This is a genomic window from Streptomyces caeruleatus, assembly GCF_001514235.1.
GTDB classification, from domain to species: domain Bacteria; phylum Actinomycetota; class Actinomycetes; order Streptomycetales; family Streptomycetaceae; genus Streptomyces; species Streptomyces caeruleatus.
On the sequence record NZ_KQ948933.1, the window covers coordinates 77,345 to 89,908 of the forward strand.

The 12,564-nt window shown below is 72.3% G+C and carries 14 protein-coding genes; 10 read left to right on the forward strand and 4 right to left on the reverse strand.

Annotation, left to right across the window (positions count from 1 at the left end; translation table 11 throughout):
• The first annotated feature begins 165 nt into the window (after window positions 1-165).
• From AQJ67_RS28265 to AQJ67_RS28280, 4 genes are all read left to right on the forward strand, one after another.
• On the forward strand, window positions 166-558 hold the full coding sequence (locus AQJ67_RS28265; protein WP_062722138.1) for a hypothetical protein: 393 nt from the start codon (window positions 166-168) through the stop codon (window positions 556-558).
• Window positions 555-1,349, forward strand: coding sequence for a hypothetical protein (locus AQJ67_RS28270; RefSeq protein ID WP_062722139.1), 795 nt, complete (start codon window positions 555-557; stop codon window positions 1,347-1,349). The genes AQJ67_RS28265 and AQJ67_RS28270 overlap by 4 nt, the downstream gene beginning before the upstream one ends.
• Before the next feature lie 115 nt (window positions 1,350-1,464).
• Window positions 1,465-1,965, forward strand: coding sequence for a roadblock/LC7 domain-containing protein (locus AQJ67_RS28275; protein ID WP_062722140.1), 501 nt, complete (start codon window positions 1,465-1,467; stop codon window positions 1,963-1,965).
• Between the two features lie 14 nt (window positions 1,966-1,979).
• The gene (locus tag AQJ67_RS28280) at window positions 1,980-2,354 is read left to right on the forward strand and encodes a roadblock/LC7 domain-containing protein (protein WP_062722141.1); all 375 of its coding nucleotides are present in this window, start codon (window positions 1,980-1,982) and stop codon (window positions 2,352-2,354) included.
• Window positions 2,355-2,377: 23 nt separating this feature from the next.
• Here the strand turns inward: AQJ67_RS28280 and AQJ67_RS28285 are convergent, their stop codons facing one another.
• From AQJ67_RS28285 to AQJ67_RS28295, 3 genes are all read right to left on the reverse strand, one after another.
• Entirely contained in the window at window positions 2,378-2,965 is a 588-nt protein-coding gene (locus tag AQJ67_RS28285; protein WP_107123002.1) for a hypothetical protein, read from the reverse strand.
• A gap of 107 nt (window positions 2,966-3,072) precedes the next feature.
• The gene (locus AQJ67_RS28290; protein ID WP_062722143.1) at window positions 3,073-3,933 is read right to left on the reverse strand and encodes a MurR/RpiR family transcriptional regulator; all 861 of its coding nucleotides are present in this window, start codon (window positions 3,931-3,933) and stop codon (window positions 3,073-3,075) included.
• Entirely contained in the window at window positions 3,930-5,438 is a 1,509-nt protein-coding gene (locus AQJ67_RS28295) for an aromatic amino acid ammonia-lyase (protein ID WP_062722144.1), read from the reverse strand. The genes AQJ67_RS28290 and AQJ67_RS28295 overlap by 4 nt, the downstream gene beginning before the upstream one ends.
• A 141-nt stretch (window positions 5,439-5,579) precedes the next feature.
• Here AQJ67_RS28295 and AQJ67_RS28300 point away from each other — a divergent pair, with 141 nt between their 5' ends.
• The 5 genes from AQJ67_RS28300 to AQJ67_RS28320 all read left to right on the forward strand — a co-directional run bounded on the left by AQJ67_RS28300 (window position 5,580) and on the right by AQJ67_RS28320 (window position 9,476).
• Window positions 5,580-6,614 carry an ABC transporter ATP-binding protein gene (locus AQJ67_RS28300; RefSeq protein WP_062722145.1) on the forward strand — a complete coding sequence of 345 codons (1,035 nt, stop codon included), beginning with the start codon at window positions 5,580-5,582 and terminating at the stop codon, window positions 6,612-6,614.
• Window positions 6,611-7,252, forward strand: a complete 642-nt coding sequence (locus AQJ67_RS28305) for an ABC transporter permease (protein WP_062722146.1) — start codon at window positions 6,611-6,613, stop codon at window positions 7,250-7,252. Before AQJ67_RS28300 ends, AQJ67_RS28305 begins: the two co-directional genes overlap by 4 nt.
• Before the next feature lies 1 nt (window position 7,253).
• On the forward strand, window positions 7,254-7,916 hold the full coding sequence (locus tag AQJ67_RS28310; RefSeq protein ID WP_062722147.1) for an ABC transporter permease: 663 nt from the start codon (window positions 7,254-7,256) through the stop codon (window positions 7,914-7,916).
• Between the two features lie 10 nt (window positions 7,917-7,926).
• Complete coding sequence (locus tag AQJ67_RS28315; RefSeq protein WP_079056231.1) at window positions 7,927-8,880, forward strand: ABC transporter substrate-binding protein; 954 nt, start codon at window positions 7,927-7,929, stop codon at window positions 8,878-8,880.
• A gap of 164 nt (window positions 8,881-9,044) precedes the next feature.
• On the forward strand, window positions 9,045-9,476 hold the full coding sequence (locus AQJ67_RS28320; protein ID WP_062722148.1) for a hypothetical protein: 432 nt from the start codon (window positions 9,045-9,047) through the stop codon (window positions 9,474-9,476).
• Window positions 9,477-9,830: 354 nt separating this feature from the next.
• Here the strand turns inward: AQJ67_RS28320 and AQJ67_RS28325 are convergent, their stop codons facing one another.
• Window positions 9,831-11,219: a cystathionine beta-synthase gene (locus AQJ67_RS28325; protein ID WP_062722149.1), complete on the reverse strand. Its 1,389-nt coding sequence runs from the start codon at window positions 11,217-11,219 to the stop codon at window positions 9,831-9,833.
• A gap of 159 nt (window positions 11,220-11,378) precedes the next feature.
• On the opposite strand from AQJ67_RS28325, the gene AQJ67_RS28330 reads away from it, so the two are divergent.
• On the forward strand, window positions 11,379-12,404 hold the full coding sequence (locus tag AQJ67_RS28330; RefSeq protein ID WP_062722150.1) for an SGNH/GDSL hydrolase family protein: 1,026 nt from the start codon (window positions 11,379-11,381) through the stop codon (window positions 12,402-12,404).
• Window positions 12,405-12,564 lie beyond the last annotated feature (160 nt).

The following is a 12,564-nucleotide window of genomic DNA, read 5'->3' on the forward strand; positions in this document are numbered from 1 at the left end:
CTGTAGTCCATACGCGATCAAGTCACGCGAAAACAGGGTCAGTCGACCCACCCTAGTCACTCGGCGCATGTTCCACTGGAAAATGCCCGAACGCTCACTCGCCGCACACACGTTGCGTAGTTTGGCCGTCACTCAGCCGGACCCCGAGGCGGGAGGGGAGCGACGGTGCCCGGAATCGACGAGTGCTTGCTGGAGACGATGCGGTTGCCCGGTGCGCGGGGCGCCGCGCTGGTCGACTGGACGAGCGGACTGGCCCTGGGCACGGTGGGCGATCCTCCGGGCGGTGATCACGAGACGGCGGCGGCCGAGGCGGCGGAGCTGGCGCGGCTGGCCGCCGAGCAGCACGCGTTCGGCCCGGGCGACGGCACCGACGCCCTGGATCCGCCCGTCGAGGACCTGATCCTCAGCAACCGGGACAGCTACCACGTGCTGCGGTTCGTGCCGACGTCCTTCGACAGCAGCGTGTTCCTGTACCTGTGGCTGGCCCGCGCCGACGGCAATCTGGCGCTGGCCCGCATCCGGCTCGGCGAGATGGCCGAACGGCTGGTGCTGGGATGACCATGGTCGGAACCACCCCGCCACCCCGGCTGCCGGTCCGGGACCGGGCCACGGCGCACCAGCGGGTCGGCGCCGGTGTCTCGCCGATGCTGACCCGGCTCGCCGAGGAGCGGGCCACCGGTGTCCTGGACCGCGAGCACGGCACGCTCCACCTCGCCGAGGGCCGGGTGGTCCACGCCGAGAGTCCGCTCGCGCCCGGCCTCGCCGAGCTGCTCACCGCCCACGGCACCCTCGCCGCCGAAGCCTGGCGGGACGCCGAGGACAGCGAGGACGAGGGGCGGCTCGTGCGGTACGGGGTCACGCCGGGCGCGCTGGAGCTGGCGCAGGTCGGCGCGCTGTACGACGCCGCGTACTTCGCCCTGGCGCCGAGCAGTACGCCGGGGCGCTTCCGCTACGGCGCCGCGCACTGGCTCGCCTCGGTGCATCCGGTGCCGGTCGCGGCGCTGGAGCGCGAGATGCTGCGCCGGCGCGCCCTGCTGCGCCGCATCTGGCCCGACCCGGCGACCGACGGCGCGCCTCTGGTCCGCGCCGACCCGGTCGCGGCCCCCGCGGTGCCGACCCGGCAGGCCGCCGTACTGGAACGGGTGGACGGCGTGCGCAGGGCCGTGGACATCGCGCGGGAGCTGGGCCGGCCGGCGTTCCACACGCTGGTGCACATAAGGCGGCTGGCCGCGGCGGGGCTGGTCGCCCCGCAGCCGCCGCCCGCCCCGGACCCGCCGCCCGCCGACATCGCCGCCGACCCCTATGTCGCGCTGCTGAAGAGGGTCAGGGATGCGCTGGAGGCCCTTTGACCGCAAACCGTTCGAGGACCGCAGGCCCTTGGCGGCCCGCGGTCCCGTCGAGGACCGCGAGCCGGCCGGGGTGCCTCGCCCGCCGCAGCGGTCCCGTGCCGAGAGGAGAAACCTGATGGCGGCCGAGGCCCCGATACTCGACGAGTTCCGTCGGCTCAGAGCCCGCGTGCCCCAGCTGACCGGAGCGCTCGCGGCCGGCGTGGACGGCCTCGTCCTCGCCCACGACACCCCCGGCATCGAACCGGACGGCCTGGCCGCCCTGACCGCCGCCGCGCTCGGCGTCGCGGTGCGGGTGGCGGACGCCACCGGCCGGGGCGACTTCCGCGAACTGCTCGTACGCGGGACGGACGGCTATGTGGCGACGTACGCGGCGGGCCGTACCGCCGTGCTGACGCTGCTGGCCACGGACGGCGTCAACGTCGGCCGGCTGCACCTCGAGGGCCGCCGCGCCGGGGCCCGCATCGGGGAGCTCGTCGACGCGCAGGCGACCCCGGTGCGCCGGAGCCCTGCCAAGAGCCCTGCCACGGAGCCCGCCAAACCCATGCCCACCCGCACGAAGACCGCGCGTCCCGCACGCACCACCACCGCCGACGCGCGCACCACTACCGAGAGTTGAGAGGAACACACGTCATGGCCAACACCGAGACCACCCTGAAGGAATGCCTCGCCTCGATCGAGGGCGCGACCGGAGCCGCGCTCGTCGACTACACGAGCGGGATGGCGCTCGGCACACTGGGCGGCAGCAAGACCTTCGACCTCAATGTCGCCGCCGCCGGCAACACCGATGTCGTCCGCGCCAAGATGCGCACGATGGAGCACCTCGGCCTCAAGGGCGGCATCGAGGACATCCTGATCACCCTCAGCGACCAGTACCACCTGATCCGGCTGATCGCCGGGCGCGGCGGCAACGGCCTCTTCCTGTACCTGGTCCTCGACGCCAAGCGGGCCAACCTGGCGATGGCCAGGCACCAGCTGAAGAAGATCGAGGAGGACCTGGAGGTCTGACCCGCCCCGGCCGAAAGGCCGGGCTACACCGGCGCCGCGGTGCGGCGGCGGGCCCCGCCCGGGGCCGCGTCGCCCGCCGCGATGCCCGTACCGCGGTAGGCCTTCACCACCTTGCCCGCCGGCCGGCCGCCCCGCCCGTCGAGCCAGTCGACCCGCACCCACAGCAGGGCGTTCCCGTCCCGCTCCAGCCGCCCCAGCCACGCCGCCTTGAGCCGCAGCCCCGCTCCGCACCCCGCCAGCAGCATCCCGCCCGCGGCGGGCACGGCGAACGCGCTGCCCAGCGCGGCGAGGAAGGCGAGCAGCAGCCACCAGCGGTGGCCCCGGCGCCAGTTGCGCACGGCCACGGCACGGTCCTGGAGCACATCGTGCTTGCCGGCGCGGACGGCCGAACGGCTCAGCTCGGTGTAGCGCCGACGGCGTACGTACGCCACGACAGCCGTCGCCACGATGAACAGCGCCGCCCCGGCCAGCACCCCGATCCGGCGCCCCGTCAGCCCCGGCGGCAACACCCCGATGCCCGCCGCGCACACCCCGAACCACCACAGGGGCGCCGCCCCGGCCCGTACGACGACGGCCACCCGGGCCAGCCCCTGTCCTCCTCCGCGTGCCACGTCCGGCCTCCCGTCTCCCGTCCGTCCAGATGCTGTGCGCGCACGCTAGCCACCGAACGTGAGACGAGCCTTAAGAAGACGGGCCTCGCGAAGCGGCCCTCACCGGCTCACTCGACGAACAACCCCCGTGCGGCCGCCCGCGCGTCGAACTCCTCCAGACGTGCCTGCGCGTCCGGCAGGTCGTCGCACATCGCCTCCAGCAGGACCCGGCCCAGCAGCATCGGCGCACAGGCCGTGTCGAAGGCGAGGCCGGTACCGACGGCGGCGGGCAGCAGCAGGTCGGAGACCTTGGCGACCGGCGCGAACGCGGAGTCCGCGACCGTCACCACGGTCAGCCCGGCCTCCTTGGCATAGGCGAGGGTGTCCACGACCTCGCGCGGGTGCCGGGGCAGCGCGAAGCAGAGCAGGGCCGTCGCGCCGGCCCGGACGGCGGCGTCGATCCGGTCGTGGATCATCGTGCCGCCCTCGTTCAGCAGCCGTACGTCCGGGTGGACCTTGGCGGCGAAGTACGCGAAGCCGTACGCCTGGGAGGCGGCCGCCCGCAGCCCCAGCACCGGCAGCGGACGCGAGGCCGAGAGCACGCGCCCCGCCTTCTGCACCGGGCGCGGGTCGGCGAGGACCTCCGCCAGGTGCCGGAGGTTCTCGATCTCGGCCTCGACTGCCTGCTGGTACTCGTTGTACGAGCCGGCGTCGGCCGCCTGCTCCACGGGGGCGACCTCGCGCAGGTGTCTGCGCAGCGCCGGGTAGCCGTCGAAGCCGAGGGCGACGGCGAAGCGGGTCACGGAGGGCTGGCTGACCCCGGCCAGTTCGGCCAGCTCCACGCTGGACAGGAACGGCACGTCGGCGGCGCGGCGCACCATGCTGTGCGCGATGCGCCGCTGGGTCGGGGTGAGCCGGTGCCCCTCGAAGAGCGCCTGAAGTCGCGCGGCGGGACTGTCCGCCCCGCTCGTGTTCCTGTCCGCGCTCATGCCGCGCTCCCCCTCCAGATGTCCGTGAACCGGTCCAGCAGTGCTGCCGCCGCCGTCACATCATCGGTGAGCGGCCGGTCGGCCAGGTCGTCGTCGAGCACCGACTCGGCCAGCGCCAGCGCCCGGCCCACCGGAAGCTCCGGGTCGGGGCGGAGGTCGCGCAGGCGCAACGCCCGTACGGCGGCGACGAGTTCACAGCCGACGACCAGACGGTACGCGCCGCACGCCCGCAGTGTCTGCCGAGCGGCGAGCGAGGCGAAGCTCGCCTGCTCCTCCACGCCCCGGGAGAGTACAGCGTGCCCGAGCGAGGCAGGGGCGGAGAAGGCACGCAGGTCGCCGAGGGCAGCGGCGGCGGCGTACTCCAGGATCATCACGCCGGACGAGGCGGGCTCCTGGTCGGCGAGGAAGGGCTTCAGGCGGGTGTAGGCGGGCTCGTTGAGGGTGGACAGACGGGACGTGGAGAGCCGGGCCACCTGGGTCAGGGCCAGCCTGAAGTGGTCCAAGGCGAGGGCGAGTTGGGCCTGGTAGAAGCCGCCGTGGTGGTAGGCGGCCATGTCCTCGGGGGAGATGAGGGGGTTCTCGGCGGCTGCGTTGATCTCGACCGCGAGCACCTCCTCCAGGGCGTCGGCGGCGTCGTGCGCGGGGCCGTGGATCTGGGGCAGACAGCGGAAGCCGTACGGGTCCTGGATGCGGCCGAGCGGCGGGGTCGGCCGGTCCTCGGAGCCGATCAGCTCCCGCATCCGGCGGGCGACCTCGGCGCTGCCCCGGTGCGGCCGGGCGGCGTGCACCGGGGCGGCGTACGCCTCGTGGGAGCCGTCGACGGCGAGCAGGGACAGGGCGGCGACGACCTGGGTGGCGGCGACGAGGCCGCGCAGTTCGTGCAGGGCGAGGGCGGCCTGGCCGAGGGTGAGGGCGTTGCTGCTGATGAACGCGAGGGCGTCGTTGTTGTCCAGCGGCTGCGGCTCGGGCGCACCGGAGCCGCGCCAGGGGTGCTCGCCGGCCAGCGCGAGGCCGGTCTGGGCGAGCGCCGCGAGGTCGCCGGTGCCGACCGAGCCGAACTCGTTCACGACCGGATGGGCGCCGCTCTCCAGGGCCTCGCACAGGGCGGTGATGACGGTGGGCCGCAGGCCGGCGCCGCCGGCCAGCAGCTGGTTGGCGCGTACGGCGAGCATGGCCCGCACCTGCCGGGCGGGCAGTTCCTCGCCGATGGCGCCGGCGTGGCTGCGCAGCAGGCGCAGGCCGTGTTCGGCGGCGGCGTCGGTGGGCACGTCCTCGTTCCGGTTAGCACCCACGCCGGTCGAGCGGCCATAGACGCGGCCGGTCGCGGCGATGAGGCGGGCGGCGTCCCAGGACTCCTCGGCGCGCTTCATCGCGTCGGTCGCGGGGACCGGCCGGGCGCTCCCGTCGGCGAGGCGGGCGACGTCCTCGACGCCGAGCCCGATCCCGTCGAGGACGACCAGTCCCGTATGGACAGACCCCGACGCGTCCACGATCCGAGACGACATCAAGCCCAAACTCCCCTCAACCAGGACATTCGATCTTGCCCTTCGGTCATCCGTTACTTCGGATTTACATCAACCCGTTGACAACCTATTCAGCTACCAAGAACTCTGCATGACGTTATACAGCCGGGCAAGGGACATCTCATGATCCAGTTCGACGCGGTCCACAAGCGCTTCCCCAACGGCACGACAGCAGTCCACGATCTCTCCCTGGACATGCCGGAGGGCGGCGTGACCGTCCTGGTCGGATCTTCCGGTTGCGGCAAGACGACCACCCTGCGGATGATCAACCGGATGGTGGAGCCGACCTCCGGCACCATCCGGGTCGGCGGCAGGGACGTCACCCGCCAGGACGCCGCCGAGCTGCGCCGCTCCATCGGGTACGTCATCCAGCAGGCGGGCCTGTTCCCGCACCGCACGGTGCTCGACAACATCGCCACCGTGCCGCTCCTGCGCGGCTGGAGCCGCCGCAGGGCGCGCACCCGGGCGGCGGAGCTGCTGGAGACGGTCGGTCTCGCGGCCGACGTCGGCAAGCGTTACCCGCACCAGCTCTCCGGCGGCCAGCAGCAGCGCGTAGGCGTCGCCCGCGCACTCGCCGCCGATCCGCCCGTCCTGCTGATGGACGAGCCGTTCGGCGCGGTCGACCCGGTAGTGCGCACCCAGCTCCAGGACGAACTGCTCCGACTCCAGAAGGAGTTGAGCAAGACCATCGTCTTCGTCACGCACGATGTGGACGAGGCCGTACGGCTCGGCGACCAGATCGCGATCTTCCGCACCGGCGGCCACCTCGTCCAGTGCGCCCCGCCCGCCGAACTCCTCGCCCGCCCCGCCGACGACTTCGTGGCCGACTTCCTCGGCGCCGAGCGCGGCCTGAAGCTGCTGAGCCTGCGCACCCTCGCGGACGTTCCGCAGGGCCCGGCGCCGGAGGGCGGCGACTGGAGCCTGGTCCTGGACGCGGCGAACAGGCCCGTGCACTGGGCGTCGAAGGACGCCGAGATCCCCGTACGCCCGCTCAAGGACGACGACTCCCTCCTCGCGGCGCTCAACGAGTCCCTCGCCTCCCCCACCGGCCTGATCGCCCGCGTGGACTCCGAAGGCGTCCTCACCGGCGTCACCTCCCGCGACGACATCCACGAGCGCGCGGGCCAGGCGCACACGGAAGCCAGGGTGACCGCATGACCATCGACTGGTCGTGGATAGGCGACCACACCGACGACCTCACCACCCTGACGCTCTCCCACCTCCAGGCCGCGCTCACCGCCGTCTTCCTCGGCGTCCTGATCTCCCTGCCCCTCGCGGTGATCGCCCACCGGATCCGCGTCCTGCGCGGCCTCCTGCTGGGTCTGTCGAACGTCCTGTTCACGATCCCGTCGATCGCGATCTTCGTCCTGCTGCTCCCGGTGTCCGGCCTCACCCGCACCACCACGGTCATCGGCCTGACCGTCTACACGCTGGTGGTCCTGCTCCGGAACACCGTCGAGGGCCTGGACTCGGTCCCGGTGAAGGTGAAGGAGGCAGCGAAGGCGATGGGCACGCGCCCCCTGCGCACGCTCCTCACCGTCGAGTTCCCGCTCGCGCTCCCCGTGATCATGGCGGGCGTCCGGATCGCGACCGTCATGTCCATCTCCCTGGTCTCGGTCGCGACCTACATCGGCGACGGCGGCCTCGGCCAGCTCTTCACCGACGGCTTCCAGCGCAACTTCCCGACCCCGGTGATCGTCGGAGTGGTCCTCACCCTCCTGCTCGCCGTGGTCGCGGACGCGGCGCTGGTCGCCCTGCAGTACGTCCTGACCCCCTGGCGGAGGCGGCGAGCCTGACATGTACGAACTCTTCAAGAACCTCGGCGCATGGCTGGTCGGCAGCGAGCAGTGGACGGGCCCGGACGGCATCGCGCACCGCCTCGCCGAACACCTCCAGTACTCCCTCCTCGCCACCCTCATCGCGGCCGCGATCGGCCTCCCCCTCGGCCTGCTGATCGGCCACACCGGCAAGGGCGCCTTCCTCGCGATCAACCTCGCCTCCTTCGGCCGGGCCCTGCCGACCGTCGGCCTGGTCGTGCTGGTCTTCCTGGCCGGCGGACTGTCCATGCTGCCGGTCTACGTCGCCCTGGTCGCGCTCGCGGTCCCGGCGATCGTCACCAACACCTACGCCGGGATGACGGCCGTCGACCCGGACGTGAAGGACGCCGCACGCGGCCAGGGCATGCGCGGCCACCAGGTCCTGCTCCAGGTGGAGCTCCCCCTCGCCCTCCCCCTGATCATGACGGGCCTGCGCCTGGCACTGATCCAGGTCGTGGCCACCGCCACCATCGCCGCGTACGTCTCCTTCGGCGGCCTCGGCCGCTACGTCTTCGACGGCCTCGCCCAGCGCGACCTCGTGCAGGTGCTCGGCGGCGCGGTGCTGGTCGCCGTGGTCGCCGTGGTCCTCGACCTGGCCCTGTCCGGCCTCCAGCGCTTCCTCTTCCGCCACCGCACCGCCTAGGGACCCCTCGATGAACCTCCCGATAAACCGACGCGCACTCCTCGGCGGCCTCTTCGCAGCCGCCACCGTCCCCGCCCTGGCCGCCTGCTCCAGCGGCATCACCTCCCTCGAAGGCGAGGGGTCCGCCGGCTCCGGCGGCGGCTCCAGCAAGGGCGGCATCACCATCGGCACCGCCAACTTCACCGAGAACCAGGTACTCGGCTACCTGTACGCCGCCGTACTGGACGCGGCCGGCGTGAAGGTGAACGTCCGCCCCAACCTCGGCACCCGCGAGATCCTCATCCCCGCCCTCAAGGGCGGCGACATCGACCTGCTCCCCGAGTACCAGGGAGCCCTGCTGCACTACCTCGACACCAAGTCGACGGCGACGGAGGAGGGAGAGATGCAGAACGCCCTCACCGTCGCCCTCCCCAGCGGCCTCCAGGTGCTGCCGTACGGCATGGCCGAGGACTCCGACGCCTTCGTCGTCACCCGGGAGACGGCCCGGAAGTACGGCCTGACCTCCCTGGCCGACCTGAAGAAGCAGAACGGCAGGCTGGTGATCGGCGCGGCGCCCGAGGTGAAGAAGCGGGAGGTCGGCGTGGTCGGCCTCAAGGACGTCTACGGGGTCGAGTTCAAGGAGTTCAAGTCGCTGGACTCCTCCGGTCCGCTGGTCAAGGGTGCCCTGAGGAAGGGCGACGTGGACGTGGCGAACCTCTTCACCACGGACACCGACATCCAGGCGAACGACTGGGTGGTGCTGTCGGATCCCAAGAACCTCATCCCCGGCCAGCACGTCGTCCCGCTCATCGCCGACCGCAAGGCCGACTCCACCGTCCGCAGGGCCCTCGCCCGTCTCGGCAACACCCTGACCACCGCCCAGCTGACCGAGCTGAACCGGCAGGTCGACAAGGACAAGAAGGACCCCGAGGACGTGGCGGACGCGTACGCGAAGGAGCACGGGCTGGTGAAGCAGAGCGGGTGACGCAGAGCCGGTGACGCAGAGCCGGTGACGCGGGGCCGCTGACGCAGGGCCGCCGGCGCAGGGCCGCTGATGCGGCGGGCCCTGCCGCCCGCCCCCGCCGAACAGGGGGGCTAACCCCAGTGCGGCGCCCGCCCCGGCTCCCTACCGTGGATCGCATGACCGGAATGGACGCGCGGGACACCGAGCTCAAGAAGGAACTCAACGCCACCTTGCAGGCCCGCAGGGAACTGGGCGACGAGTACGAGTCCGCGCTGGTCGACTCGTTCATGGAGAAGGTCGACCAGCGCATCGACGGAGCGGTCGAGCGCCGGCTGCGGCGGCAGCTGGCCGAGCAGCAGTTGGCGACGGCCCGGGGCGCCCAGTCGCCGGGGACGACGGACTCCTTCGGCGAGCGCTTCGGCTTCGGCATCGTCTCGCTGGTCCTGGCGATCCCCCTGTCCGGGATCGGCGCCGGCGTGGCAGACCTCCCCGGCCTGCTGGTCACCTGGATCGGCATCGTCGGCGTGAACGTCGTGCAGGCGGCCCGCACGAACCCGGGGTTGTTCCGGGGCCGGCGCCACCGGCCGGGCACGGACGGGGACCGTTGGGAGGACTGAACCTACGGCCTTCGTTTCCCGGGGAAAGAAATGTGGCGGGGACCGCCGCACCCCCGTTGCCGGGGGGCGGGACGACGGCGGTCCCCGCGAGGGACGTGGGCCTGGTCAGGGCCTGGCCTACGCACCCGTGGCGTCCATGGAGGTCCGGGAGCCGCTCCGGAGGTCCTTGGACGTTTCGGCGCCGGCTCGGGCGGGGAGCCGCTCCCGCCCTGCCGACACCCCCTAATGTGCCCGACCCGTGTTAAGCGGGTGCTGCGTGAACGTGACGCGCTCGTACCAGTTCCGCGACGGCCCGAGCAGCCCCGGTCATCCCAAGTTCGCCGCGGACACGCCCCGTTCACCGCGGGTTCGCCGCTACTTCCCGCCCTTGGCGAGGAAGGCCAGCAGGTCCTGCCGGCTGACCACACCGGTCGGCTTGCCCTCGACGAGGACGATCGCCGCGTCCGCCGTGCCCAGCACGGACATCAGGTCGCCGACCGGCTCGCCGGAGCCGACCTGCGGCAGCGGGGCCGACATGTGCTTCTCCAGCGGGTCGTCGAGGGAGGCCCGCTTGGTGAACAGCGCGTCGAGCAGCTCGCGTTCGACGACGGAGCCGACGACCTCCGCCGCCATGACGTCCGGGTGGCCGGCGCCCGGCTTCACGATCGGCATCTGCGAGACGCCGTACTCGCGCAGCACCTCGATGGCCTGACCGACCGTCTCGTCGGGGTGCATGTGGACCAGGGACGGGATGGCGCCGTGCTCCTTGTCGTTGAGGACGTCACCGACGCGCGCGTTCGGGCCCTCGTCCTCCAGGAAGCCGTAGTCGGCCATCCACTCGTCGTTGAAGATCTTGCTGAGGTAGCCACGCCCGCTGTCGGGGAGCAGAACGACGACGACGTCGTCCGGCCCGAGCCGCTCGGCGACCTCCAGGGCGGCGACGACGGCCATGCCGCACGAACCACCCACCAGCAGCCCCTCCTCCTTCGCGAGCCGCCGGGTCATCTGGAAGGAGTCCTTGTCGGACACGGCGACGATCTCGTCGGCGACGGTCCGGTCGTAGGCGGTGGGCCAGAAGTCCTCACCGACGCCCTCGACGAGATACGGCCGCCCGGAGCCGCCGGAGTACACGGAGCCCTCGGGGTCGGCGCCGACGACCTGCACCTTGCCGTCGCTGACGTCCTTCAGATAGCGGCCGGTACCGGAGATGGTCCCGCCGGTCCCCACGCCCGCGACGAAGTGGGTGATCTTGCCGTCCGTCTGCTCCCACAGCTCGGGGCCGGTGGAGTGGTAGTGGGAGAGCGGGTTGTTGGGGTTGGAGTACTGGTCCGGCTTCCATGCGCCGGGCGTCTCGCGCACGAGCCGGTCGGAGACGTTGTAGTAGGAGTCCGGGTGCTCGGGGTCGACGGCGGTCGGGCAGACGACGACCTCGGCCCCGTAGGCCCGCAGCACGTTGATCTTGTCGGTGCTCACCTTGTCGGGGCACACGAAGATGCACTTGTACCCCTTCTGCTGGGCCACGATGGCAAGCCCGACACCGGTGTTACCGCTGGTCGGCTCCACAATGGTCCCGCCGGGCTTGAGCGCGCCGCTCTCCTCCGCGGCCTCGATCATGCGCAGGGCGATGCGGTCCTTCACGGAACCGCCCGGGTTGAAGTACTCCACCTTGGCGAGGACGGTCGCCCGGATGCCCTGGGTCACGTTGTTGAGCCTCACCAGCGGGGTGTTGCCGACGAGGCTGATCATCGAGTCGTGGAAATGCACCGTTGTCTCCGGATGCTGCAAAAGAAGTGGTCTTAGTGGTTCCGCCAGCCTATGGCCTGCACGGGGCCCATGACGGTCGTTCACTCCTCGTTGGGATTGGGCCACGGTCCGTGCGGGGCAAGCAGTGGATGTACGGCTATGAGGAGGTGGCGGCGACGGATGACGAGCATGTCGAGGGCGAGGGTGGCCCGACGGATCGCGGCGGGCGCCGCGTACGGCGGCGGTGGCATCGGCCTGGCCGGGGCGGCGGCCGTCGGTGTGCTCCTCGCCGAGGTGCGGCTGGCCCGGCGTCATGTGGGCAACGGCACCAGCAACCACGTGCCGAACGCCGACGGCCGGTACGGCCGGCTGTACGCCAACCCCGGCGAACCGCCGCTGCGGCTGACGCTGCTGGGTGACTCGACGGCCGCGGGCCAGGGCGTGCACCGGGCGGGGCAGACGCCGGGGGCGCTGCTCGCCTCGGGGTTGGCGGCGGTGGCGGAGCGGCAGGTGGAGTTCCGCAACGTGGCGCTGCCGGGGGCCCGCTCGGACGACCTGGACCGGCAGGTGGCCCTGGTCCTGTCGGACCCGGCCCTCGCGCCCGACGTCTGCGTGATCATGATCGGCGCGAACGACGTCACGAACCGTATGCCGCCGACCCGCTCGGTCCGTCACCTGTCCTCGGCGGTACGGCGGCTGCGTACGGCCGGTGCGGAGGTGGTGGTCGGCACCTGCCCCGACCTGGGCACGATCGAACCGGTCCAGCAACCGCTGCGCTGGCTGGCGCGACGGGCCTCACGCCAGCTGGCGGCCGCCCAGACGATCGGCGCCGTCGAACAGGGCGGCCGTACGGTGTCGCTGGGCGATCTGCTGGGGCCCGAGTTCGCGGCGAATCCCCGTGAGCTCTTCGGCCCCGACAACTACCACCCCTCGGCGGAGGGGTACGCCACGGCGGCGATGGCGGTCCTGCCGACGGTGTGTGCCGCGCTGGGTCTGTGGCCGGCCGAGGAGGAGCGGCCCGACGTCAGCCGCCGGGAGGGCTTCCTGCCCGTGGCCCGGGCTGCGGCCGAGGCCGCGTCGGAGGCGGGCACGGAGGTCACGGCCGCGATGCCGACCGGTCCGAAGGGTCCCTGGGCCCTCCTGAAACGCCGCCGCCGACGCCGCGTCCCAGAACCGGACCGCACCCCGGCGACCCCGTCCCCCTGACCCCAGACCTTCTTTCGCCCCCGCCGCCCCTACCCGTCCCATCCTTCTGGGGCTCCGCCCCAGACCCCGCTCCTCAAACGCCGGAGGGGCTGGGGGCGCAGCCCCCAGGGACGCGAGGAAAGCAAGCGCTTAGAAAATTGCGGTCAGGGTCACACCGCCA

Coding starts and splice junctions, on each gene's coding strand:
- AQJ67_RS28270 (WP_062722139.1), top strand. CDS start 555: ATGACCATGGTCGGAACCACCCCGCCACCCCGGCTGCCGGTCCGGGAC.
- AQJ67_RS28275 (WP_062722140.1), top strand. CDS start 1,465: ATGGCGGCCGAGGCCCCGATACTCGACGAGTTCCGTCGGCTCAGAGCC.
- AQJ67_RS28280 (WP_062722141.1), top strand. CDS start 1,980: ATGGCCAACACCGAGACCACCCTGAAGGAATGCCTCGCCTCGATCGAG.
- AQJ67_RS28290 (WP_062722143.1), bottom strand. CDS start 3,933: ATGAGCGCGGACAGGAACACGAGCGGGGCGGACAGTCCCGCCGCGCGA.
- AQJ67_RS28295 (WP_062722144.1), bottom strand. CDS start 5,438: ATGTCGTCTCGGATCGTGGACGCGTCGGGGTCTGTCCATACGGGACTG.
- AQJ67_RS28300 (WP_062722145.1), top strand. CDS start 5,580: ATGATCCAGTTCGACGCGGTCCACAAGCGCTTCCCCAACGGCACGACA.
- AQJ67_RS28305 (WP_062722146.1), top strand. CDS start 6,611: ATGACCATCGACTGGTCGTGGATAGGCGACCACACCGACGACCTCACC.
- AQJ67_RS28310 (WP_062722147.1), top strand. CDS start 7,254: ATGTACGAACTCTTCAAGAACCTCGGCGCATGGCTGGTCGGCAGCGAG.
- AQJ67_RS28315 (WP_079056231.1), top strand. CDS start 7,927: ATGAACCTCCCGATAAACCGACGCGCACTCCTCGGCGGCCTCTTCGCA.
- AQJ67_RS28320 (WP_062722148.1), top strand. CDS start 9,045: ATGGACGCGCGGGACACCGAGCTCAAGAAGGAACTCAACGCCACCTTG.
- AQJ67_RS28330 (WP_062722150.1), top strand. CDS start 11,379: ATGACGAGCATGTCGAGGGCGAGGGTGGCCCGACGGATCGCGGCGGGC.